The organism is Rhizobium binxianense (assembly GCF_028994275.1).
GTDB lineage: Bacteria > Pseudomonadota > Alphaproteobacteria > Rhizobiales > Rhizobiaceae > Rhizobium > Rhizobium binxianense.
On the sequence record NZ_CP118713.1, the window covers coordinates 160126 to 183872 of the forward strand.

The 23747-nt window shown below is 61.8% G+C and carries 21 protein-coding genes, 2 tRNA genes and 1 riboswitch; of the genes, 14 read left to right on the top strand and 9 right to left on the bottom strand.

The features are described 5' to 3' along the window. Window positions 1-25: 25 nt before the first annotated feature. The 5 genes from PO860_RS00800 to PO860_RS00820 form a co-directional block, all read right to left on the bottom strand. A complete protein-coding gene (locus PO860_RS00800; RefSeq protein ID WP_275033727.1) occupies window positions 26-1516 on the bottom strand; it encodes an MDR family MFS transporter in 1491 nt (496 codons plus the stop codon). Between the two features lie 237 nt (window positions 1517-1753). Then, window positions 1754-2134, bottom strand: coding sequence for a hypothetical protein (locus PO860_RS00805; protein WP_275038006.1), 381 nt, complete (start codon window positions 2132-2134; stop codon window positions 1754-1756). Window positions 2135-2331: 197 nt separating this feature from the next. Continuing rightward, window positions 2332-2805: a hypothetical protein gene (locus tag PO860_RS00810; RefSeq protein ID WP_272782869.1), complete on the bottom strand. Its 474-nt coding sequence runs from the start codon at window positions 2803-2805 to the stop codon at window positions 2332-2334. 194 nt (window positions 2806-2999) lie between these two features. Continuing rightward, window positions 3000-3075 (bottom strand) — tRNA-Thr (locus PO860_RS00815). Window positions 3076-3196: 121 nt separating this feature from the next. Further along, window positions 3197-4156, bottom strand: a complete 960-nt coding sequence (locus tag PO860_RS00820) for an NAD(P)H-dependent flavin oxidoreductase (protein WP_275038007.1) — start codon at window positions 4154-4156, stop codon at window positions 3197-3199. Window positions 4157-4442: 286 nt separating this feature from the next. On the opposite strand from PO860_RS00820, the gene PO860_RS00825 reads away from it, so the two are divergent. Further along, the gene (locus PO860_RS00825; protein ID WP_183605570.1) at window positions 4443-5627 is read left to right on the top strand and encodes a regulator; all 1185 of its coding nucleotides are present in this window, start codon (window positions 4443-4445) and stop codon (window positions 5625-5627) included. 49 nt (window positions 5628-5676) lie between these two features. Here PO860_RS00825 and ppk2 read toward each other — a convergent pair whose 3' ends face one another. Further along, window positions 5677-6558 (bottom strand): polyphosphate kinase 2, encoded by an 882-nt coding sequence (gene ppk2 / locus PO860_RS00830; protein WP_272782871.1) that lies wholly within the window; start codon window positions 6556-6558, stop codon window positions 5677-5679. 242 nt (window positions 6559-6800) lie between these two features. Here ppk2 and phoR point away from each other — a divergent pair, with 242 nt between their 5' ends. The 7 genes from phoR (at window position 6801) to phoB (ending at window position 14970) form a co-directional block, all read left to right on the top strand. Continuing rightward, window positions 6801-8024 carry a phosphate regulon sensor histidine kinase PhoR gene (gene phoR / locus PO860_RS00835; protein ID WP_273879755.1) on the top strand — a complete coding sequence of 408 codons (1224 nt, stop codon included), beginning with the start codon at window positions 6801-6803 and terminating at the stop codon, window positions 8022-8024. Between the two features lie 517 nt (window positions 8025-8541). Then, window positions 8542-9576: a substrate-binding domain-containing protein gene (locus PO860_RS00840; RefSeq protein WP_183605573.1), complete on the top strand. Its 1035-nt coding sequence runs from the start codon at window positions 8542-8544 to the stop codon at window positions 9574-9576. A gap of 163 nt (window positions 9577-9739) precedes the next feature. After that, a complete protein-coding gene (gene pstC, locus PO860_RS00845; protein ID WP_273883633.1) occupies window positions 9740-11221 on the top strand; it encodes a phosphate ABC transporter permease subunit PstC in 1482 nt (493 codons plus the stop codon). Continuing rightward, window positions 11218-12540 (top strand): phosphate ABC transporter permease PstA, encoded by a 1323-nt coding sequence (gene pstA, locus PO860_RS00850; protein ID WP_183605575.1) that lies wholly within the window; start codon window positions 11218-11220, stop codon window positions 12538-12540. The genes pstC and pstA overlap by 4 nt, the downstream gene beginning before the upstream one ends. A 15-nt stretch (window positions 12541-12555) precedes the next feature. Beyond that, a complete protein-coding gene (gene pstB, locus PO860_RS00855; protein WP_003556197.1) occupies window positions 12556-13371 on the top strand; it encodes a phosphate ABC transporter ATP-binding protein PstB in 816 nt (271 codons plus the stop codon). Between the two features lie 44 nt (window positions 13372-13415). Continuing rightward, on the top strand, window positions 13416-14129 hold the full coding sequence (gene phoU, locus PO860_RS00860) for a phosphate signaling complex protein PhoU (protein ID WP_183605576.1): 714 nt from the start codon (window positions 13416-13418) through the stop codon (window positions 14127-14129). Window positions 14130-14286: 157 nt separating this feature from the next. Next, on the top strand, window positions 14287-14970 hold the full coding sequence (phoB, locus tag PO860_RS00865) for a phosphate regulon transcriptional regulator PhoB (protein ID WP_010068798.1): 684 nt from the start codon (window positions 14287-14289) through the stop codon (window positions 14968-14970). 311 nt (window positions 14971-15281) lie between these two features. Here phoB and PO860_RS00870 read toward each other — a convergent pair whose 3' ends face one another. After that, window positions 15282-15815, bottom strand: a complete 534-nt coding sequence (locus PO860_RS00870; RefSeq protein ID WP_183605577.1) for a GcrA family cell cycle regulator — start codon at window positions 15813-15815, stop codon at window positions 15282-15284. A gap of 424 nt (window positions 15816-16239) precedes the next feature. On the opposite strand from PO860_RS00870, the gene PO860_RS00875 reads away from it, so the two are divergent. From PO860_RS00875 to PO860_RS00890, 4 genes are all read left to right on the top strand, one after another. Beyond that, complete coding sequence (locus tag PO860_RS00875) at window positions 16240-17439, top strand: aspartate aminotransferase family protein (protein WP_275038008.1); 1200 nt, start codon at window positions 16240-16242, stop codon at window positions 17437-17439. A gap of 39 nt (window positions 17440-17478) precedes the next feature. After that, window positions 17479-18393: an ornithine carbamoyltransferase gene (argF, locus tag PO860_RS00880; protein WP_183605579.1), complete on the top strand. Its 915-nt coding sequence runs from the start codon at window positions 17479-17481 to the stop codon at window positions 18391-18393. 88 nt (window positions 18394-18481) lie between these two features. Then, complete coding sequence (locus PO860_RS00885) at window positions 18482-19477, top strand: Hsp33 family molecular chaperone (protein ID WP_183605580.1); 996 nt, start codon at window positions 18482-18484, stop codon at window positions 19475-19477. A gap of 122 nt (window positions 19478-19599) precedes the next feature. Beyond that, complete coding sequence (locus PO860_RS00890) at window positions 19600-20187, top strand: hypothetical protein (protein ID WP_183605581.1); 588 nt, start codon at window positions 19600-19602, stop codon at window positions 20185-20187. Between the two features lie 195 nt (window positions 20188-20382). Here the strand turns inward: PO860_RS00890 and apaG are convergent, their stop codons facing one another. After that, a complete protein-coding gene (gene apaG, locus PO860_RS00895) occupies window positions 20383-20775 on the bottom strand; it encodes a Co2+/Mg2+ efflux protein ApaG (RefSeq protein WP_183606632.1) in 393 nt (130 codons plus the stop codon). A 262-nt stretch (window positions 20776-21037) separates the two neighbouring features. Then, window positions 21038-22222 carry an O-succinylhomoserine sulfhydrylase gene (locus PO860_RS00900; RefSeq protein WP_183605582.1) on the bottom strand — a complete coding sequence of 395 codons (1185 nt, stop codon included), beginning with the start codon at window positions 22220-22222 and terminating at the stop codon, window positions 21038-21040. 42 nt (window positions 22223-22264) lie between these two features. After that, window positions 22265-22343: riboswitch (SAM riboswitch) on the bottom strand. 73 nt (window positions 22344-22416) lie between these two features. On the opposite strand from PO860_RS00900, the gene PO860_RS00905 reads away from it, so the two are divergent. Then, window positions 22417-23511 (top strand): 2'-deoxycytidine 5'-triphosphate deaminase, encoded by a 1095-nt coding sequence (locus tag PO860_RS00905; RefSeq protein WP_273883632.1) that lies wholly within the window; start codon window positions 22417-22419, stop codon window positions 23509-23511. A 59-nt stretch (window positions 23512-23570) separates the two neighbouring features. Continuing rightward, a tRNA-Gly gene (locus PO860_RS00910) sits at window positions 23571-23644 on the top strand. Window positions 23645-23747 lie beyond the last annotated feature (103 nt).

Sequence of the window (23747 nt, forward strand, 5' to 3'; positions counted from 1 at the left end):
CTCCCTTATGGGCCCCGTCGAAGGCTTAGTGCGAAGCCGCCTCGCTTGTCACAGCCGCGCCTTCGCGCTTGCGGCCGGGCCCGACCGGAATCAGCCAGGTGGTGAAGAAGGTGAGCACCGCGACGACGACCACGCCCCAGAAGCTCCAGTGCAGCGCCGCATTGAAGACGGCGCGGATGGCAGGATCGGCGGCGAGCGCCGAGAGCCCGGTCGGCTGGTTCAGCGCCTCATGCAGGCCCGCCGCCGTTTCGCCGCTGGCATAGTGGTTGATGCCGGCGTTCAGGATCGCCCCCAGCACGGTGGCGCCGAGCGTATTGCCGAGGCTGCGGGCAAAGATGATCGAGGCGGTGGCGCTGCCGCGCATCGACCATTCGACGCTATCCTGCACCAGCACGATGCTGGTGAGGCTGATCAGACCCATACCGAAGCCCATGAAAAAGGAGCCGACGCCGGCAATAACAGGCGAACTCACCGGCGTGAGGAACAACAGGAAGCAGGCGCCGAAGGGAAACATCAGGCTGCCGACGCGCAAGGTGCGGCGGATGCCGAACGCCTTGTAGAGGCGGCTGGAGAGCATCACCGCCAAAGGCCAGCCGACGACCAGCATGGTCAGCGTGAAGCCGGCAACGATGGGCGAACGGCCGAGCACGCCCTGCACATAGATCGGCAGGATTGTGGAAAGCCCGATCAGCGCCATGCCGGCCAGCAGCGTTGCCGCATTGCTGGTGGCGATCAGCCGGCGGCTCCAGAGCGGGATCGAAATGATCGGCTCCGGCGCCCGCCTCTCCTGGGCGAGGAAGAGAAGGCCCGCGACCACGAAGACGGAAAAAAGCGACAGCAGGATCCAGCCGCTGGCATCGGTTTCCGTCAGCATGATCAGCAGCGCAACGATCGAGATCGAAAACAGCACCGATCCGAGGTAGTCGATTTTCGCCTGCTTGTGCGCCACGTCCTCCTTGAGGAAGATCATGAAGGCGATGATCGAGATGATGCCGATCGGCAGGTTGATCCAGAAGATCCACGCCCAGGAGAAGGTGTCGACGATGATGCCGCCGGCAAGCGGCCCGACGACGGCCGAGGTCGCCCAGACGGTCGCCATCGCGCCCTGCACGCGGCCGCGCTCCTCGAGCTTGAAGAGATCGCCGATAACAGTCATCGTCACCGGCTGGATGGCGCCGGCGCCCAGCCCCTGCAGCAGCCGGAACAGCACCAGCGACATCATCGACCAGGCAAACCCGCAGAGCAAAGAGCCGGCGAGGAAGATCAGGATGCCGCCGATCAGCACCGGCTTGCGCCCAAAGATGTCGGAAAGCTTGCCGTAGATCACAGTGGTCGTCGACTGCGCCAGCAGGAAAGCCGAAAACACCCAGCTGTAATAGGAAAAGCCGCCGAGCTGCCCGACGATGCGCGGCATCGCGGTCGCCACGATCGTCGCCTCGATCGCCACCATGAAGGTCGCGAGCATGATGGTGGCGACGATAAGCACGCGGTTCGAGCGTTGCGCTGCATTCGACATGACGATCCTCTTCGGGTGCTCCGCGGATGCCGGAAAAATCGGCAGGCTGGCTGGTGTGGGGCAGTGTGCCATGTGCGGAGTGATGGGTAGTTTTACGTCCGCAAGCGCGAGTCGTAAAGCCGTTCCCGCGGCAGCTGATATTTCGCCCGACGTGGGAGCGGCCGAAGCGAAGTCCCGGTGCCACTTCGCCCGGAGCCTTTCATTCCGTCAGGAAGTCAGGCGGCATCCGCCCTATCCTCATTGCGGGCAGGCCTCGCCGGCCGACCCGCTATCCGCGGAACCGGCGGTACAACCCGGCGTCGGCTGCAGATCGGGATTGACCCCACCGGGATTGATCGTGCTCCGGCCGCTGTTGAGATCGACGCCGCCATTGCCGGTCGTGCTGCCTGTTGTGCCGGGATCGGTCCCGACAGACCCGGTGCCCGTCGCTCTGCCGCCGGCAGAACCAGTTCCGCCCGAACCGGTGCCGGTGGAACCGGCGCCTGAACTCCCCGACCCGCCAACGATCGGTGCCGCCGAAAGTCGCCCATTGGCATCCGCCCCGCCGGCCGTCTGCGCCAGCGCCGAGCCGGCAAAACCGATCGAAAGGAGGGTTATCGCGATGAATTTGCAGGACATGATTTTCTCCGTCGTTTTTGTCTCAGGAAGAAAACCTGCTCTGCCGTGGCATTGTTCCTGTCGTCGGTGCGGATTCACGGTCGTTTGATCGGGGAGAAACTTCCCTGCAAAGCTACCGGCGCCGGCTCCCCCGGTACCGAAGCAGAAAGTACCGAGCAAATGTCATTGTTGACCGGAGTGCCGAGACGGCCCTCCTGTCATTCGTCATCCATCAAATGAAACTCCCGCGCCGCCTGAGGGCAGAGAAGCCTGAACTGCTCGATCAGCGGCGGCATCCCCGAAGCGCATGATACGTCTGCATTCTCTGGTAATGGGAAAGTGACACGCAGCGGTTCTCCGGCAGAAGGTTCGAAGGACAAGGTGCCTTCGCTGCAATTGGCGGTGGAGCGGAACGTGTCTTTCCCATCGGTTTTTGTGTACATCGCTACGCACTGCTTGACGGTCAGTTTGCCGCCATGGGCTGTTGTCTCCCATCCTGGGTCTCGCTTGCAATATTCCTGGAAGTCGGCTCGAGTGACCTTTCCTTCCATAACTGCAGTGCTTGAATCGATGCCGGTCTTGCTGACAAGCGTTCCATTCCATCCGGCACAGGAGGCGAGAGGGAAGTCTTCTGCCTGCGCAGCGGACAAGCTAAATGTGAAAAGCGCGAGACTTAAAAGCGATGTCCTCATAGATCCTCCTAATCGCTAACCTACTCTCGTTCGATCGATATCGGTCGCGCTCATATAGATGAAGGGCAGCCCGGCCGCCTTGAGTGAAATAGCGCTCAAGCTGTCGAGGCTTTGCCTGCCGAATGGCCAAAGGTGGACGCAGAATTTTAAGAGAGGCTTAAAATGCGGGGTTTCAGCACGCGATGAAAGAAAAATGGTGCCGCTTGCAGGACTCGAACCTGCGACCCCATCATTACGAATGATGTGCTCTACCACCTGAGCTAAAGCGGCATTTCACGGCCGAAGCATGCGGCCCGCGATTTGCATGGCGCTGATACAGCCATTGTCCGAAGATTTCAAGCGCCCTGTCATGGCTTTGGCAAAAAAGAGGGGAGGGGCGGGAAAGCGCGCCTCAGAGCGCCAGCCGGGCGCGCGCCGCCCTGTATTCGGCCTCCAGCCGGTCGACGAGCTTTGCCACCGGCTCGACCGCCTTGATGGCGCTGATGCCCTGGCCGCTGCCCCAGATGTCCTTCCAGGCCTTGGCGCCGCCGGTTGCCTGTTCGAAATCCATCTTCGAGGGATCGGCGAGCGGCAGGTTGTCGGGGTCCATGCCGGCAGCCACGATCGAGGGCTTGAGATAGTTGCCGTGTATGCCGGTGAAAAAGTTGGAATAGACGATATCGCCGGCGGCGCCTTCGACGATCGCCTGCTTGTAGGCGTCTGCGGCGCGCGCCTCTTGCGTGGCGATGAAGGGCGAGCCGATATAGGCCATGTCGGCGCCCATCGCTTCTGCGGCAAGGATGGCGCCGCCGGTGGAAATCGCGCCGGCCAGCAGCAACGGCCCGCCGAACCATTCGCGGATTTCCTGGATCAGCGCAAAGGGCGACAGCGTGCCGGCATGGCCGCCGGCACCGGCCGCCACCGCAATCAGCCCGTCGGCACCCTTGCGGATCGCCGAATGGGCGTGGCGATTATTGATAATGTCATGCAGCACGATGCCGCCATAGGAGTGCACGGCGGCGTTGACCTCGGGCACGGCGCCGAGCGAGGAGATGACGATCGGCACCTTGTATTTGACGCAGAGCGTGAGGTCGTGCTCCAGCCGCTTGTTCGACATGTGGACGATCTGGTTGACGGCAAAGGGGGCGGCCGGCCGCTCGGGATGGGCGGCGTCGTGGCGGGCGAGTTCCTCGGTGATCTCCGCCAGCCATTCGTCGAGCTGGCTTTCCGGCCGGGCGTTCAGCGCCGGAAAGGCGCCGACGACGCCGGCCTTGCATTGCGCCAGCGTCAGCGCCGGGTGCGAGATGATGAACAGCGGCGAGCCGATGACCGGCAGTCTCAATTTGTCTTTGAGGATCGGGGGCAGGGCCATGGCTCATCGCTTCCATTGACGTTTACGAAAACGTCAATTTCATAACAGAGAAGAAAAGCCGATAAAAGAGTGGCTGCCATGCGTTTGCCGATTTCACCCCGAATATATGTCTGCAATAGCTGACAAAATGAGGCCTGCAAGCGCTGAAACCTGCCGATTATCCCCGCCGATCAACCGCGCCCCGGCCCCGCAAGGCTTGCGGTTTGCCGCACTTGCCGCTACCGAATTTTGATGGAGAACGGCGGGGATTGCAGTCCGATGCCGAGTTCAAGGTGAAGGACTAGACGTGAGCGGATTAGAAACGGCCATCAGAACAGCGCTCGAAAATTCCGAACGCGACAATCCGGAGGTTCGAGCGAGGATCTATCAGTCGGCCCGCCAGGCGCTTGAAGCCGGTCTCCGCAAGCAGGATATCACCGATACCGAGGTCGTCGCCCATCACCGCCATCGCCTGGAAAGCACCATCCACGCCATCGAAGGCGAGGAGCGCGACCGCCTCCACCCCCGCCAGCGGCCGCCCGAAGTGCCGGTGCCGCCTGTCGTGGAAATGCCACCTGCGGTTCACCGCGCCGAAGTCGACGATATCGACAGCCCCGCGCTGTCAGGCGAGACCCGCGCCCCCGAGGTGATCTTCGGCCGCCGCGATGAGGCGAGCCTCGACGACGTGCATGCCGGCAGTGCCGATCATCTGGCTGCCGCCCCCGTCGGCGAGGAACGGCTTGCCCGCGGCCAGCGCGCCACCAATATGGATTTCCGCCCGGAGCGGGCGGCCGGTCGCCGCAAGCCGCGCAAATTCTTTTCGCGGCTGCTCGTCTGGTGCGTGTTGCTGGCTTTCGTCGGCATCGGCGCCTGGTGGGCGCATACATCAGGCCTGCTGCTGACGGCGGCCGAGCGCGACACCAGCGTCGCCAATCCGCCGGCCAGCACCCAACCCGAGGATTTCACCGGCAATGACGACAGCGCCGGCAATGCTGCTTCCCCCACCGATCAGCCGGTGACCATCGATCCGCAGAACAGTTTCTCGGCCGATTGGATCCCGGTGTTCAAGCCTGACGATGCCGACAAGATCAAGAGCAGCCCGCGGGCGCACACCGAAAAAATCACAGAAAATGACGGCCCGGCCATCCGGCTGATTTCCGAGAGCGGGGCTGCCGACGGAAATATCGCCATCAGCGTGCCCGCTTCGGTGCTGCAGCAGCTCGCCGGCAAATCCTCGACCATCGCGCTGACCCTGCAATCGACCAGTGACGAGCCGACCCAGGTCACCGTTGAATGCAATTTCCAGACGCTCGGCAATTGTGCCCGCCATCGCTTCAACGTCACCCGCGAAAAATCGGATGCGCTGCTGCAGGTGAAGTTCGACCGCTCGCTGGCGCCGAATGCGCCGGGCACGTTGACGATCAACAGCGATCTCGACGGCAAGGCGCGGGGCATCAACCTCTTCGCCATCCGCATCCTGCCGGGGCAATGACGCTCCGCTCAGCCCCCGTCCATTTCAGAAAGCTCTATGTCAGAAAGCCCTATTTCAAGAATCCAGGCCCTGAACCGATGATCTCTTCATCGACCGTGCCGAGCACCGTCTTGTCCTTGCCGTCATAATCCATCCTGTTCAGCATGTGGCGGATGAGTTCGAGGCGCGTCCGCCGCTTGTCATTGGCGCGGATCACCGTCCAGGGTGCGAAATCCGTATGGGTTTCCTTCAGCATCCGGTTACGCTTGTCGCTGTAGTCGCCCCATTTGGTCAGCGCCGCAATGTCCATCGACGATAGTTTCCAGACTTTCAGCGGATCGTGCCGGCGGTCGTGGAAGCGCTTCAGCTGCATCTCGCGGCCGATATCGAGATAGAATTTGAAGAAGAAGATGCCCTCATGGGCGATGATCTTTTCCAGCTGCGGCGCCTGTTTGAGAAAGTCCTCATATTGCTGCGGCGTGCAGAAGCCCATGACCGGCTCGACTCCGGCGCGGTTGTACCAGGATCGGTCGAACAGCACGAATTCGCCAGCGGTCGGAAACTGCGCGACATAACGCTGGAAATACCATTGCCCCTGTTCGCGCTCGGTCGGCTTGGTCAGCGCCACGACGCGTGCAAGGCGCGGGTTCATATTCTCCGAAGAGGCCGAGATCGCGCCCCCCTTGCCGGCCGCATCGCGCCCTTCGAACAGCGCCATCACCCGCTTGCCGGTCGCCTGCAGCCAGAACTGCACCTTGACGAGTTCCACCTGCAGCTTTTCCAGCTGCTCGACATAATCTTCTTCCTTGAGTTTCTTCTTGTGGGGAAATTCGCCGGATTCCAGCGCATGTTCCTCCACCCAATCCGGCAGAACGGGATTGTCGACATCAAAGATGCGCTTCTTCCCGCGGATCTCCAGCTCCACGGCCCTGTTTTCGACGTCCTCGTCCATAGGTTCCTCCTCAGCCTGATTGTTCTCTTCCCACAGGCGAACATAGTTATCGTTGAAAATCAAATCTTTCACGGATGACCGGCAATTTTTCGTGGGTTTCGGCTGCGGCCTTTCGCTTCGGGGCGGCAGTCCGAAAACTTCTGTCATGAATTGCCGCTATCAGGCAGAGTTCCAATATAAAGAAAAACGAATCGACGCCGCGAGGGCACTTGCAAGACGAAACTCCATGGAGAAAAAGCCTGTTGGCGCGCATCCGGCGCGAGCGGCCGGTGCTGCTTGCAGCAATCCTCAGCGCCCTGGTCGCTCTGGCTGCCGGCATGAACAAATGGGTCGTGCTCGTCCTGCTGCTGGCGATGGTCCTGACCGCACTGTTCAACGAGGCGCCTGTCATCAAGGCCGAGCCGCTCGAACCGGCGGAGATCGCGCCGGAGGCGCCGCCGAGCCGCCTGCCTGAGATCTCCGCCACGCTTTCCGGCCTCGATATCCCGGTCATGGTGCTGTCGGACGACGCCTCGGTGCTGTTCCAGAACCGCGCTGCCGAAAAGGCCTTCGGCGAGATGGCGCTCGGCTCCCATATATCGGCCCGCCTGCGCTCGCCTGGTGTGCTCGACATGGTGCGCGAAACCATCGCCACCAACGCCCCGAACCAGATAGAGCATGCCGAGCGGCTGCCCTCCGAGCGCGTCTATATCGTGCGCAGCGCCCCCGTTGAATTCGCGGCCGATGACGGGCCGCGTGAGCGTTATTTCATCCTCTCCTTCCGCGATATTTCAGAGGTTCGCCGCATCGACCGCATGCGGTCGGATTTCGTCGCCAATGCCAGCCATGAACTGCGCACGCCGCTTGCCTCGCTGCGCGGCTTCATCGAGACCATCCAGGGACCGGCAAAGAACGATCTGAAGGCGCAGGCGCGTTTCCTCGCCATCATGTTCGATCAGACGACGCGCATGAGCCGGCTGGTCGACGACCTGCTGTCGCTCTCGCGGCTGGAGCTGAAATCGCATATCGCGCCGGACGAGAAGATCGATCTGGTGCCGCTGCTCGGCCATGTCAGAGACGCGCTGGTGCCGCTGGCAAGGGATGTCGGCGTCGACATCAACCTGCATCTGCCTGATGGTAAGGTCGAGGTGCTCGGAGACCGCGACGAGCTTGTCCAGGTCTTCGAGAACCTGATGGAAAATGCCTGCAAATACGGCCAGGAGGGCGAGGTCGTCGACGTCTGGCTGAAGAACGGCACCGGCCAGCCGGTCGAGGTCAGCATCGTCGACAAGGGGCCGGGCATTCCGGCCGAGCATGTGCCGCGCCTGACCGAGCGCTTCTATCGCGTCAGCATCGAGGACAGCCGCTCGAAAAAGGGCACCGGCCTCGGCCTTGCCATCGTCAAGCACATCCTCACCCGCCACCGCGCCCGGCTGATCGTCAAATCCGAGGTCGGCAAGGGCACCGATTTTACGGTTCGCTTCTAGCGCGCGGGCGTGCCGCGTGATTTGCCCCTCACCCTAGCCTTACCGGGGTCAAGCCACGGGTCTCGACCCGTCCTTCGGACCCCCGTAAAAGACGGGGAGAGGGGACTTGCCTTGCGGGAGGTTGATGGGGACGGAGAGCTTGCTGCATGGTCCCTTCGCCCCGCAAGCGGGGAGAAGGTGGCTGCAGGCGGATGAGGGGCACATCCACGGAACGACTTTCATGATAGGACGTAAAGCAGAAAACCGCCGCCCAACCTGTCCGTTGGCGATATGTGATCGGTTTTTACAACGGGAGGTAGATTGACAGCCAGACTTTGCCGTTCGCCGACACGATCGGCTGGTCGAGTTAAAATTTTCTATTATAAATCAATTATTTAAGCTGTCACAAATGTTTCACCTATTTGACATAAAAGGACGGTGCTTAAAGCGCTAAGAGAGTCCCGCCGATGAAAAAAGGCACTGCGAGGGCCTCTCTACAGGCCGCACTCACACAAGCCCAAATGCCGGGAGATTTCTAATGAACACCTTCAAGCTCACCGTTGCCGCGCTCGCTGCAACCGCTGCTTTCGCTGGCGCTGCCGTCGCCCGCGACCAGATTCAGGTTGCTGGCTCGTCCACCGTCCTGCCTTACGCAAAGATCGTTGCCGAATCCTTCGGCGAAACCTTCACCAACTTCAAGACGCCGGTCGTTGAATCCGGCGGCACGGGCGCTGGTCTGAAGGAATTCTGCAAGGGCGTTGGCGAAGACACCATCGACATTGCGAACGCTTCGCGTCCGATCAACAAGAACGAAGCCGAAGCCTGCAAGGCTGCCGGCGTGACCGACATCCAGGAAGTCAAGATCGGTTATGACGGCATCGTCTTCGCAACCGACTCGTCCAACCCTGACGTTGCCTACGTTCCGGCAGACATCTACAAGGCCCTCGCAGCCCAGGTCGTCGTCGACGGCAAGCTCGTCGCCAACCCCTACAAGAAGTGGTCGGAAGTCAACCCGAAGCTTCCGGCTGTTGATATCGCTGCCTATATCCCGGGCGAAAAGCACGGCACCCGCGAAGTCTTCGAACAGAACGTCCTCGCTGCCGGCTGCAAGGCTGCGGGCGCTCTTGACGTCATCGCCAAGGAAATCTCCGACAAGGCCGCCCAGGGCAAGGCTTGCGTCGCGGTCCGCAAGGACGGCGCTGCAGTCGACATCGACGGCGACTATCCGGAAACCCTCGCACGCATCGCCGCCAACAAGACCGGCGTCGGCGTATTCGGCCTTTCCTTCTATGAAAACAACGCCGACAAGCTCAAGGTTGCCAGCGTAAACGGCATCGTTCCGTCGACGGAAACGATCGCCAACGGCACCTACCCGGTTTCGCGCCCGCTGTTCTTCTACGTCAAGAAGGCACATCTCGGCGCCGTTCCGGGCCTGAAGGAATACGTCAACTTCTTCGTATCCGACCAGATGATCGGCCCTGACGGCCCGCTCGCCGAGTACGGCCTCGTCGCCGCTCCGGATGCCGAGCGCGAAGCGATCCGCAAGGACGTCGAAGCCGGTAAGGCTATGTAATGACTTTGCCGGCGCGGCGCCTTCAGGCCCGCGCCGGCATTGCCTTATCCCCGCGCACCGATGTTTTCGGTGCTGCAGGGTGAATTCATTCCGCATGATTGGAAGCTGAAGGCGGCTGATGAAGCTGCCGGGCTTTGGGGGCTACGGCCTGGGGACGTAACGAATGAGCACATCCATCATACTTTTGTGCCTTGTGGTGATCGGTGCCGCCGCCTATCTGGTCGCGCGCAGCCGGGCCACGGCGCTTGCCGGCGGCAGATCCTCGGCATTGCACTCACGGCCGGCCTATTACGGCGCCTATGCGGCGATCTGGGCGGTTCTTCCGGCCCTCATCGTCCTCTGCGTCTGGCTGTCGGTCAGCCCCGGCATCATCCAATCCTCCGTTCGCGGCGCCTTTCCTGCCGACGTCAAGGCGCAAGCCGCCGTCGAGCAGGATCTCGGCTATTCCATGGTGGCGACGGTCGCCCGCGGCCTGACGATGCTGACCGCGGATGAAACCGCAGCGGTCGCCGGCGATCCGGCGGCACTCCAGGCCAAGCTCAGCGAAAAGGGTGTGCCGCTTGCTGGCCAGCCCCAGCCTTACATGCTCGACGCCGCCAAGAAGCTCAATGCCATGAGCATGACGAGCCGGCTGGCGATGACGGCTGTTGTCTTCATTCTGGCTGTCGCAGGCGCCTTCTATGCGCTGCGCGCCATTGCCCCGCGCTTCCGCGCCCGCAACCGGGTCGAGCGCGTCATGCTTTGGGGCCTGCTGCTCGCCTCTTCGATCGCCATTCTGACGACGATCGGCATCGTGCTTTCGATGCTGTCGGAAGCCGCGCGCTTCTTTGCCGCCGTTCCCGCCGCCGACTTCTTCTTCGGCACCGTCTGGGATCCGCGTTTTGCCGGTGCCGGCAGTTCGTCCTTCGGTCAGTTCGGCCTGATCCCGCTGTTGCTCGGCACGCTTTATATCGGCCTGGTCGCCATGCTGGTCGCCGTGCCGGTCGGTCTCTTTGCCGCCATCTACATGGCCGAATACGCCTCGCCGAAGGTGCGCGGCGTCGCCAAACCGCTGCTCGAAGTGCTCGCCGGCATTCCGACGATCGTCTACGGCTTCTTTGCCCTCGTCACCGTCGGCCCGTTCCTGCGCGATTTCTCGGCTCAGGTCAGCGGCCTGCTCTCCGGCAGCTACACCAACTTCATTCAGGCGCAGAGCGTTCTGACCGCCGGTATCGTCATGGGCATCATGCTGATTCCCTACGTCTCCTCGCTGTCGGACGACATCATCACCGCCGTGCCGCGGGCCCTGCGTGACGGTTCGCTCGGTCTCGGCGCCACCCGCTCCGAAACCATCAAGAAAGTGGTCTTGCCGGCCGCTCTTCCCGGCATCGTCGGCGCATTGCTGATGACGGCCTCGCGCGCCATCGGCGAAACCATGATCGTCGTGCTGGCCGCCGGTGTCGCCGCCCGCATCCAGATCAACCCCTTCGAGCCGATGACGACGGTGACCGTCAAGATCGTCAACCAGCTGACGGGCGACCTCGAGTTCACCTCGCCGCAGACCCTGGTTGCCTTCGCCCTTGGCATCACGCTGTTCTGCATCACGCTTTGCCTCAACATCTATGCGCTCTACATCGTGCGCAAATACCGGGAGCAGTACGAATGACGGATATTGTTTCTCCCACATCAGGCGTCACCGTCTCTAAGGCGCCTGCGCGCCGCGATATCGGCATCAAGCGCCGCTACGCCGCCGAGCGCCGGTTCCAGGCCTATGGCATCGCCGCCATCACCTTCGGTCTCGTCTTCCTGTTCATCCTGCTGTGGACGGTGATCGGCAAGGGCTACACCGCCTTCCAGCAGACGGCGATCACGCTGCCGATCGAATTCACCGAGAAGACGATCGACCCCGACAATAAGCGAGCGACCGACCCCTCGGTTCTGGTCGCCGCCAACTATCCGGTTCTCCTGCGCGACGCGATCGTCAAGCAGCTGAACATCAATGCCGCAAGCCGCCCTGACGTGCGCGATGCAACCGCTATGCTCTCCAAGGGTGCGCCGATCCAGCTGCGTGATATGGTGATCGCCGATCCGTCGATCATCGGCAAAACAGTCAATGTTACCGTGCTCGCCGACGCCAATGTCGACAGCGCCAGCAAGGGCCAGATCGATCTTAAGGTCGATGAGAAGAACCGCAAGGTCAACGACAAGCAGGTTGCCTGGATGAACGAGCTGAAGGCGAGCGGCGCTCTCCACAAGCAGTTCAACACTGGCCTCTTCGTCAACGGCAATTCCAGCCGTCCGGAGGCCGCCGGCCTCGGCGTCGCCCTCATCGGTTCGCTCTACCTGATGCTGATCGTGCTCGTGCTCGCTCTGCCGATCGGTGTTGCCGCCTCGATCTATCTCGAGGAGTTTGCGCCGAAGAATAAGCTGACGGATCTGATCGAGGTCAACATCAACAACCTCGCCGCCGTCCCTTCGATCGTATACGGCCTGCTCGGTCTGTCCGTCTTCATCAACTTCATCGGCCTGCCGCGCTCGGCCTCGCTGGTCGGCGGCCTGGTGCTGACGCTGATGACCCTGCCGACGATCATCATCGCGACGCGCGCAGCACTTCGCGCCGTGCCGCCGTCGATCCGCGCCGCAGCCCTTGGCCTCGGCGCCTCGAAGATGCAGATGGTGTTCCACCATGTTCTGCCGCTCGCCATGCCCGGCATCCTCACCGGCACGATCATCGGCCTGGCGCACGCGCTCGGCGAAACCGCGCCGCTGCTTTTGATCGGCATGGTCGCCTTCGTCGCCAACGCGCCGACCACACCGCTCGATCCCTCGACGGCCCTGCCCGTGCAGGTCTATATGTGGGCCAACGAGGCCGAACGTGCCTTCGTCGAGCGGACTTCGGGTGCCATCATCGTCCTGCTCCTGTTCCTGATCGTCATGAACATGGGCGCCATCCTCTTGCGTCGTCGCTTCGAGCGCCGCTGGTAAACGGAGTTAAACATCATGAACATGTTGACGGAAGCTGCAGTTGAAAAGGCGCTGGATCACAAGATGAGCAACGTCCCGTATAAGATGATCGGAAAGGATGTCTCTGTTTACTATGGCGAGAAGCGCGCGCTTTTCGACGTGAACCTGAACATCCGCGAAAACACCGTAACCGCGCTGATCGGCCCTTCGGGCTGCGGCAAGTCGACCTTCCTGCGGAGCCTCAACCGCATGAACGACACGATCGACGGCTGCCGCGTCACCGGCAAGATCACGCTTGATACCGACGATATCTATGATCCCGATATCGACGTCGTCGAACTTCGCGCCCGCGTCGGCATGGTCTTCCAGAAGCCGAATCCGTTCCCGAAGACGATCTATGAAAACGTCTCTTACGGCCCGCGCATCCATGGCCTGGCCAAGTCGAAAGCCGATCTCGACCAGATCGTCGAGACCAGCCTGCAGCGCGCCGGTCTCTGGAACGAAGTCAAGGACCGCGTGCATGAATCCGGCACGGGTCTTTCGGGCGGCCAGCAGCAGCGCCTCTGCATAGCACGCGCCGTCGCCGTCAGCCCTGAAGTCATCCTGATGGACGAGCCCTGCTCGGCGCTCGACCCGATCGCCACCGCCAAGGTCGAAGAGCTGATCCACGAACTGCGCGAGAACTACACGATCGTCATCGTCACCCACTCCATGCAGCAGGCCGCGCGCGTCTCGCAGCGCACCGCCATGTTCCACCTCGGCAATCTCGTCGAGGAGAACGACACCGACAAGATGTTCACCAATCCCGACGATCCGCGCACCCAGGACTACATCATGGGTCGCTTCGGCTGATTTTGGCGTCACCAAGCCTTTCCGTTATTCGAGGATAAAGCCCCATGGCATCGACACATATTTATTCTGCCTATGATGATGATCTGAAGTTCCTCTCCAGGCGGATTTCCGAAATGGGTGGCCTGGCCGAACAGATGGTCGCCGAATCCGTGCGGGCACTGGTCAACGGCGATACCGCGCTGGCGCAGAAGGTCATCTCCGACGATGTGATCCTCGATCACGCCGAACGCGAAATCGGCGACAAGGCGATCGTCACCATCGCCCGCCGCCAGCCGATGGCTGCGGACCTGCGTGAGATCATGGGTTCGATCCGCATCGCCGCCGATCTCGAACGCGTCGGCGACCTCGGCAAGAACACCGCCAAGCGCGTCATCGCCGTCCAAAGCACCGGCGTTCCCCGCAAGCTCGCCCGCGGCCTCGAGCATCTGTCCGAGCTGGCGCTCGTCCAGCTCAAGGAAGTGCTCGACGTCTACACGACGCGCGCCGCCGACAAGGCGAATGCCATCCGCGAGCGCGACAACGAGATCGACGCGATGTACACCTCGCTGTTCCGCGAGCTCCTGACCTACATGATGGAAGACCCGCGCAACATCACCAGCTGCACGCATCTTCTCTTCTGCGCCAAGAACATCGAGCGCATCGGCGACCACGCCACCAACATCGCCGAGACGATCTATTACATGGCGACCGGCGCGCAGCCGGAAGGCGATCGTCCGAAGGACGACAGCGCCAACACCGTCGGCGCGGTTACGGAATAATCGCCCGGACAGCCCGGGCCAGTCGCCCGGACCAGTCAATTGCATGCGCGCCCGTCCGGGCGCGCAAAGAGGTCGCAGCCTAGTTTGTGAATTTGCGCAGGATGCATTGCTTAAATCACCCCCGGTTTAAGGATCATGCGCGAGGAGACCGAGACGCATGATCCCGAGAGTTGCAGTTGTTGAAGACGAAGAAGCCCTGAGCGTGCTTCTTCGCTACAATCTCGAAGCGGAAGGCTTCGAGGTCGATACCATCCTTCGTGGCGACGAAGCCGAAATGCGGCTTCAGGAGCGCACGCCCGATCTTCTGATCCTCGATTGGATGCTGCCCGGCGTATCCGGCATCGAGCTCTGCCGGCGCCTGCGCATGCGGCCGGAAACCGAGCGCCTGCCGATCATCATGCTGACGGCGCGCGGCGAAGAGAGCGAGCGCGTCCGCGGGCTGTCGACGGGGGCCGACGATTACGTCGTCAAGCCCTTCTCGACCCCCGAGCTGGTTGCCCGCGTCAAGGCGATGCTGCGCCGCGCCCGCCCCGAGGTGCTGTCGACGGTGCTGAAATGCGGCGATATCGAGCTCGACCGCGAAACCCATCGCGTCCATCGCAAGAGCCGTGAAGTCCGCCTCGGCCCCACCGAATTCCGCCTGCTGGAATTCCTGATGTCGTCGCCGGGCCGGGTCTTCTCCCGCTCGCAGCTTCTCGACGGCGTCTGGGGCCACGACATCTATGTCGACGAACGCACCGTCGACGTCCATGTCGGCCGGCTGCGCAAGGCGCTGAATTTCTCCAACATGCAGGACGTCATCCGCACCGTCCGCGGCGCCGGTTATTCGATGGAAGCCTGAGGGCTGCGTCACTACAGCTCGGCCGACGGCTCTTTCGTCATGCTCGGGCTTGTCCCGCTGCTGTCCGGTTCGCGGCGATGGACTGCCCCTCATCCGGCTGCCGCCACCTTCTCCCCGCTCGCGGGGCGAAGGGACCCCGCCGCGACGTCTCCGTTCCCCTTCCTACACCTCTCGTGTGGCACGTCCCCTCGCCCCGTTTACGGGGAGAGGGTTAGGGTGAGGGGCAGCCATAGCCGCAATGAGCGCTTCCATCCACGCATAAAAAAACGGGCCACTCGGCCCGTTTTCTGCATTCTAACGATGTCTGCCGCTCAGCCAGCCCGCGCTGCCGCCCGGCGGCGTTCGTTGACCGGCTGGTAGGCGAGCTTCTGGTGATAGCTGCAATAGGGCGAATTGTCGGGGGATTCGCAGCCGCAGAAGTGGAAGTCGTCCTTCAGCGGATCGCCGACCGGCCACTTGCAGGTGCGTTCGGTCAGTTCCGTCAGGCCGAGGCGGCGCGAAATCGGCACGACCACGTTGCCCCTCGGCACATATTCCATTTCCTCGATCGTTTCGATCTCGATCTCTTCCTTCAGCATCGTTGCGCCCTGCTGGCGGGTAACGGTGCGGGTGGTGACGCGAGAGGCGTAGTTCGGCGCGCGCGGTGCCGCTGTATTGCGCTTCGGCGTTCGCGCCGCGGTGCTGGTGCCGCCGGCCTTGGCACGGCCCGGAAGGCTCAGTCGGTGAACCTTGCCGATAACAGCGTTTCTGCTGACACCGCCAAGTTGCGCCGCGATCTGGCTGGCGCTCAGTCCTTCGGCCCAAAGCTTCTTGAGTTTCTCGACCCGCTCGTCTGTCCAGTTCATGCCCTGTCTCCACCTTTTGCGTTGGTGATGGCAGAATCCCTCACCGTTGTCCCGGGAGCTCCGAAACAAGAAACGCTTGATCAATTTTGGTGACTAGTTCCGCCGCATGCAGTCTAGTAATTGAACTTTAACCTAGTGTGAGGCTGACTCCGTGACAAGAGTCGCATGAATCCGGATGAATCGAATTCGTAGTTTTCCCCAACTTGCTGCCCCTGCGTGGCATTTCTGCAATAATGCCTGTTGAAGACTGAAAATGCCGCTGCACACCCTTGCTGCATGCGCTAAGGGCGCAGTTTTGTTGACATTGCAGCGCGAAAAGGAAATAGTGCCAGTCGCCGCCGCAAGGCGGCATTTTTGATTTTTCGGGCCTGGTTTTCTTAGCCGGAGTCAGTCGCCCCATAACTTTAGATCGGGAGATCGCGCCATGGCTGAAGCCGCGCCGCTTTATGACACCTATTCTCGTGCCCCGCTGCGGTTCGAGCGAGGCGAGGGCGTGTGGCTGATCACCGAAAGCGGCGAGCGATATCTCGATTTCGGCGCCGGCGTCGCCGTCACCTCGGTCGGCCACAGCAATCCGCATGTGGTGGGCGCCCTGAAGGAGCAGGCCGACAAGGTCTGGCACCTCTCCAACATCTATGAGATCCCCGGCCAGGAGCGCCTGGCCAAACGGCTGACGGACGCCACCTTCGCCGACAAGGTGTTCTTCACCAATTCGGGCGCCGAGGCGCTCGAATGCGCGATCAAGACGGCGCGCCGCTATCAGTATTCCAAGGGCCATCCCGAGCGCTTCCATATCATCACCTTCGAGGGCGCCTTCCACGGACGGACGCTGGCGACGATCGCCGCCGGCGGCCAGGAGAAATATCTCGAAGGCTTCGGCCCCAAGGCGCCGGGTTTTGATCAGGTGGCTTTCGGCGATATCGAAGCGGTGCGCGCCGCGATCACCGATGCCACGGCTGCAATCCTGATCGAGCCGGTGCAGGGCGAGGGCGGCGTGCGTCCCGCCACCCCCGAATTCATGAAGGCGCTTCGCCAGATCTGCGACGAACACGGCCTGCTGCTGATCCTCGACGAGGTCCAGACCGGCGTCGGCCGTACCGGCAAGCTCTTCGCCCATGAATGGTCGGGCGTCACCCCCGACATCATGGCGGTCGCCAAGGGCATCGGCGGCGGGTTCCCGCTCGGTGCCTGCCTTGCCACATCAGAGGCTGCCTCCGGCATGAAGGCCGGCACCCATGGCTCGACCTATGGCGGCAATCCGCTTGCCATGGCCGTCGGCAGCGCCGTGCTCGACATCATTCTCGCCGATGGCTTCCTCCAGCAGGTGCGCGACGTAGCACTGGTTTTCCGCCAGGGCCTCGCCTCGCTGAAGGATCGCTATCCCGATGTGATTGAGGATATCAGAGGCGAGGGGCTGTTGCTCGGCGTCAAGGCCGCCATTCCCTCGGCCGAACTGCTGCAGGCGATCCGCGCCGCCCATCTGCTCGGCGTGCCCGCCGGCGACAACGTCATCCGCCTTCTTCCGCCCCTCGTCGTCACCGCCGAGGAAGCCCGCGAGGGTCTTGCCCGCATCGAGCGCGCCGCCGAGAGCATTCGCGCCTCCAAGGTCAAGAAGACGGCTTGAAGAGATTGCCGCCCTCGGGCGCAGACAGGTAAGAAGACCATGGCTCCTAAACATTTCCTCGATCTTTCGGCGGTCACCTCTGCCGATCTCAGAACCATCATGAACGATGCGCTCGCCCGCAAGCAGGCCTTCAAGGCCGGCACCGGCGACAAGCCGCTCGCCGGCAAGATGCTGGCGATGATCTTCGAAAAGCCGTCGACGCGCACCCGCGTCTCCTTCGATGTCGGCATGCGCCAGCTCGGCGGCGAAACGCTGTTCCTGTCCGGCACCGAAATGCAGCTCGGCCGCGCCGAAACGATCGGCGACACCGCCAAGGTGCTGTCGCGCTACGTCGATGCGATCATGATCCGCACCACCGAGCATTCCAGGCTGCTGGAACTTGCCGAGCATGCGACCGTGCCGGTCATCAATGCGCTGACGGATGACACCCATCCCTGCCAGATCATGGCCGATATCATGACCTTCGAAGAGCATCGCGGCCCGATCAAGGGCAAGACCATCGCCTGGACCGGCGACGGCAACAATGTGCTGCATTCGCTGGTCGAAGGGGCTGCGCGCTTCGGCTATCGCATGAACATGGCCGTGCCTCTTGGTTCGGAGCCCAAGGATCACTATCTGAACTGGGCCCGCAATGAGGGCGCCGAAATCATGCTCTGCCATGATGCCGACCGTGCGGTCGAAGGCGTCGATTGCGTGGTGACCGATACCTGGGTCTCCATGAATCAGGAACATCGGGCCCGGGGTCACAATGTCTTCCAGCCTTACCAGGTCAATGCGGCCTTGATGGCGAAGGCCGGCAATGATGCATTGTTCATGCATTGCCTGCCGGCTCATCGTGGTGAGGAAGTGACGGACGAGGTGATCGACGGTCCGCAATCCGTGGTCTTCGATGAGGCGGAAAACCGTCTTCATGCGCAGAAGTCGATTCTTGCTTGGTGCCTGGGCGCGATCTGAACCATAATCGGATGCCGCGAGTCATAGACCTGCGGCCGCGCGAGCGAAGGGCACGCTGACCCATCGCTCCGAAACTAGGAGTAAAGCCATGGCAGAAGCTGCAGCCGCCCTCGGCCAGTTTGATTTCGCCGGCGATGACCATGTCGTCCCCTTCCAGGTGGAGGGTCTGGACGTGCGCGGCCGCGCCGTCCAGCTCGGCCCGATGCTCGATGCGATCCTCGAGCGCCATCATTACCCCGCACCCGTCGCCCGCCTGCTTGCCGAAGTCGTCGTCTTGACGGTGCTGCTCGGCACCTCGCTGAAATTCGACGGCAAGTTCACGGTGCAGACCAAGGGCGATGGCCCGGTCGATCTTCTCGTCGCCGATTTCGCGACGCCGGAAAATGTCCGCGCCTATGCCCGCTTCGATCAGGCGCTGCTGAACAAAGCGATCGCAGCAGGCGAAACCGAGCCGGAGCAATTGCTCGGCCGGGGCGTGCTCGCCTTCACCATCGACCAGGGCAAGTTCGGCCAGCCCTACCAGGGCATCGTCGAACTCGACGGCACCTCGCTCGAGGAGATTGCCGGCGTCTATTTCCGTCAGTCGGAGCAGATCCCGACACGGGTGCGCCTGGCCGCAGCCGAACTCTTCGATCGCGACGATGCCGGCAAGCCGCGCCATCGCTGGCGGGCAGGCGGCCTTGTCGCCCAGTTCCTGCCGGAAGCACCCGAGCGCATGCGCCGGCCGGATCTCCACGGCGGCGACGGCGACACCGGCAGCCGCCCGCATGGTGAGGACGATGCCTGGCTCGAAGCCCGTTCGCTGGTCGAGACCATCGACGCCGATGAACTGACCGATCCGCTGGTTGGTACCGAACGGCTGCTGTTCCGCCTGTTCCACGAGCGCGGTGTCCGCGTCTACGAACCGCGCGCCGTCTTCGACCGCTGCAGCTGCTCGCGCGACAAGATCAAGGGCGTGCTGAAGGGCTTCACCGCCGAGGAGATCGAGGCCAGCCAGGAAAACGGCGAAATCGCCGTCACCTGCGAATTCTGCTCGACCACCTACCGCTTCGAGCCGGCCGAGCTTCAGCCGGCCGAAGGTTGAGGACACGCACAGCGAGCAATAAAAGATTAGCGATGATGCAGCACGGTGACTCGACTTTGCGTAGTCACTGTGCACCTATTCTGTTTCTTGGTTCTGGCCTAAGAAAGCGGGATGGGGCGTTGATGCGACTTTTGTTTTTTGTACTCGCACTCATAGCTGCGGTGCCACGAATGAGCTTGGCTGATGACGAGACAGTCCAATGGAAAGAAGTCGGCGGCTGGAAGGTGGCTGTCGACAAGACCCTAGGCAACGGCTGCTTTGTTCTGACTTCCTTCGAAGACGGCACGGTTTTTCGTCTTGGCCTCAATTATGTCAAAAAGGAAAGTCCTTTTTACATTCTGATTGGAAATGTAAATTGGAAATCCTTGGAAGACGGGAAGCAGTATCCCCTTGAATTTTATTTAGATCGCTCAAAATGGACAGTTGATGCGAGCGCCGTGGACCTTGATGGCTTTAAGGCATTATGGATCGATTTTAAGGATTCGAGCTTGGTTGCCGAGTTCGCTCGTAAATTGAGCTTTCGCGCGACCTTTAACGGAAAACAGATTGTTGCCCTGAGTTTAAAAAATTCCGTCAAGGCAACCGACGAGATGCTCGCCTGCCAAAAAGCGGTAAATGCTGCCGTTGCCCAACAGCCGGCGCCGCCACAATCAAAAGATCCGTTTGAAGCAAAGCCAGGTACTCAGGCCTCGGATCCTTTTGACCTTTAAAGCATGTCGCGCGTGCAGCAGTTTTAGCAAAGACATACGAAAAACAAAGACCTAAAGCGCGGCACGCGAACCTGAAAGATCGCGACGCGCCTTAGCAGATGATTGACGGAAGATGACGTCTGGATGCCCTGCGCTCATAGGACGCGCTGGGCCCCTCTGCCGCTTTCAATCTGCGCTCGATTTCGGGATCATACGTCAGTTAAGCACCCGCAGCAGCCCCGGTGAATCCAGCGAGAAGGCGGGGATGTCGACATCGAATATCTCGCCTTCGTCCGTTTCCATCTGGTAATGGCCGAACATCAGTCCGGAGGGGGTGTCGAGCGGGCAGCCGGAGGAATATTCGTAGGTGTCGCCGGGGCTGAGCCGCGGCTGTTCGCCGACGACGCCGGGGCCTGTCACTTCGTCCACCTGTCCGTTCTGGTCGGTGATGTTCCAGTAACGGTTGACCAGGCGAACGGCTATGCCGGAATTGTTGCTGATGACAATCCGGTAACCCCAGACATAGCGATCGTCTTCCGGGTCGGATTGCTCCTCCAGATAGAACGGTTCGACGACGACTTCGATATCCTTTGTGAGGGCGCGATACATGCCTTGCACCTTAGTCAAGATATGTTACCCGTATCTTATAAAGAGGCCATGTCCGTCAAGGAACGGAACGTTGATCAGTGATGAAACCGTCATGATCGAAGGGTTTTCGATCGTTAAGCCTAATCGTCAGTGTTAATTTTACCTCCGAACGCCGGCGCGGGCGAACTTGTTCCCCCCGGCCTCACGGAGTGAGGTCCGGCCTCACGGAGCGAGGCCCGGCAGCGGCCGAACCGCGAATGGGTCCGGCCGCTATTCCCGTCGGTCAGGCCGAGACCTTGGCAAGCGCCTTGGCGAAATCCTCGATCAGGTCGTCGGTATCCTCGATGCCGGCCGAAAGGCGCACCGTGCCGGGAGAGATGCCGAGTTCGGCACGCGCCTCCTCCGTCAAGTTCTTGTGCGTCGTCGTGGCCGGATGGGTGATCAGGCTTTTGCTGTCGCCGAGATTGTTGGAGATCTTGACGATATCGAGTGCGTTCTGCAGCGCGAAGGCCGCTTCCTTGCCGCCCTTCAGCTCGAAGGCGACGAGGGTCGAGCCGCCGGTCATCTGCTTGGCGATGATATCGGCCTGCGGATGGTCCTTGCGGCCGGGATAGATCACCTTGGCGACCTTGCCCTGCTCGGCCAGAAAGTCGGCGATCTTCGCCGCATTCTGCGTCTGCTGGCGCACCCGCAGCGGCAGCGTCTCGATGCCTTTCAACAGCGTCCAGGCGTTGAACGGCGACATGGCCGGGCCGGTATGGCGGAAGTAATCGTGCAGGTTCTCGTCGATCCATTCCTTGTCCGCAAGCACCACGCCGCCGAGGCAGCGGCCCTGGCCGTCAATATGCTTGGTGGCGGAATAGACGACGATGTGGGCGCCGAGCTCCAAGGGCTTCTGGAACAGCGGCGTGGCGAAGACGTTGTCGACCACGACCTTGGCGCCGACCTGGTTGGCGAGCTTGGCGACCCCTGCGATATCGACCACCTCGAGCGTCGGGTTGGTCGGGCTTTCCAGGAAGAACACCTTGGTGTTCGGCCGGATCGCCTCTTCCCAATTCTTGAGATCGCGGCCGTCGACCAGCGTGCATTCGATGCCGTATTTCGGCGCCAATGTTTCCACAACCCAGCGGCAGGAGCCGAACAGGGCGCGGGCCGCGACGATATGGTCGCCGGCCTTGACCTGGCAGAGGACTGCGGCGGCGACGGCCGCCATGCCGGAGGCGGTGGCGCGGGCGTCTTCGGCGCCTTCGAGCATGCACATGCGCTTTTCGAACATGTCGTTGGTGGGGCTGCCGTAGCGGGCATAGATGAAGCCGTCGGTCTCGCCCTTGAAGCGGGCTTCGGCCGCTTCCGATGTGTCATAGACGAAACCTTGCGTGAGATAGATTGCCTCGGAGGTCTCGCCATATTGCGAACGCAGCGTTCCGCCGTGGACGAGTTGGGTTGCCGGGCGCCAGGTCTTGCTCATGCCATCACCTTCACATAACAAAAAAACCGGTCGCAAAAGCAGACCGGTTTCAACCCGGTCTTTTTAGCCACTTGTTTAACGTGGCTGCAAGCCGACCGGCCAAATCACCACGGGATAATTCTGCAATACTGCTGTTAGCTGCTTGCGTCAATTCCCCGAGTTTGGTTTTGTCGGCGGCAAATGATGGATGAGGCATGATGGCTCGTGAAACGGGAATTCTGGCGGATCGCGCGATCTCCGCGCTGTTCGAAGCGGAGCGTCTGATCTCCGAACGGGAGCTGGACCGCGACCAGATCCAGCCCGCAAGTCTCGACCTGCGCTTGGGCGCCAAGGCCTTTCGCGTGCGCGCCAGCTTCATGCCCGGGCCCTCGCACCTGGTGTCCGACAAGCTCGACCGGCTGAGCCTGCATGTCATCGACCTCACCGAAGGCGCGGTGCTCGAAACCGGCTGCGTCTACATCGTGCCGCTGATGGAGAGCCTGGCGCTGCCGGCCGACATGTCGGCCTCGGCCAATCCGAAGAGCTCGACCGGCCGCCTCGATATCTTTACCCGCGTCATTACCGACTACGCCCAGGAATTCGACAAGATCCCGGCGGGTTATTCCGGCCCGCTCTATCTCGAAATCAGCCCGCGCACCTTCCCGATCGTCGTGCGCCGCGGCTCGCGCCTGTCGCAGATCCGCTTCCGCGTCGGCCAATCCCTGCTCGGCGAGCCGGAATTGTTGAAGCTGCATGAAAGCGAGACCCTGGTCGCCAGCAAGCAGCCGAACGTATCGGGCGGCGGTATCGCGCTGTCGATCGACCTTGCCGGCGACAAGGACGGCCTGATCGGCTATCGCGGCAAACATCACACCGCCGTCGTCGATGTCGACAAGAAAGATCAGCACGACATCTATGATTTCTGGGAACCGCTCTATAGCCGCGGCCGCAACGAGCTGATCCTCGATCCCGACGAGTTCTATATCCTCGTCTCGCGCGAGGCCGTGCATGTGCCGCCGGATTATGCCGCCGAGATGACCCCCTTCGATCCGCTGGTCGGCGAATTCCGCGTCCATTATGCCGGCTTCTTCGATCCGGGCTTCGGCCATGCCCCGGCCGGCGGGCGCGGCAGCCGCGCCGTACTCGAAGTCCGCAGCCACGAGGTGCCCTTCATCCTCGAAGACGGCCAGATCGTCGGCCGCCTCGTCTACGAACACATGCAGGAAAAGCCCGCCAGCCTCTACGGCTCCGGCCTCGGCTCCAACTACCAGGCCCAGGGCCTCAAACTCTCGAAGCACTTCCGCATCTGAGACGTTGCGTCCGGCGCGACTTGACAGCCGCCCCCATCTGTTGGAAATCTCAGCGCATCGCGGGTGTAGCTCAATGGTAGAGCAGCAGCTTCCCAAGCTGAATACGAGGGTTCGATTCCCTTCACCCGCTCCAGCTGCCTTTCACTTCACGTTCAGTTTGTTAGTCGATCGGCTTCTATCAACGTGCATGAAGCTCAAACGGTTAGCACCTCTACCTTTAGAAAGCCGGTACGGAG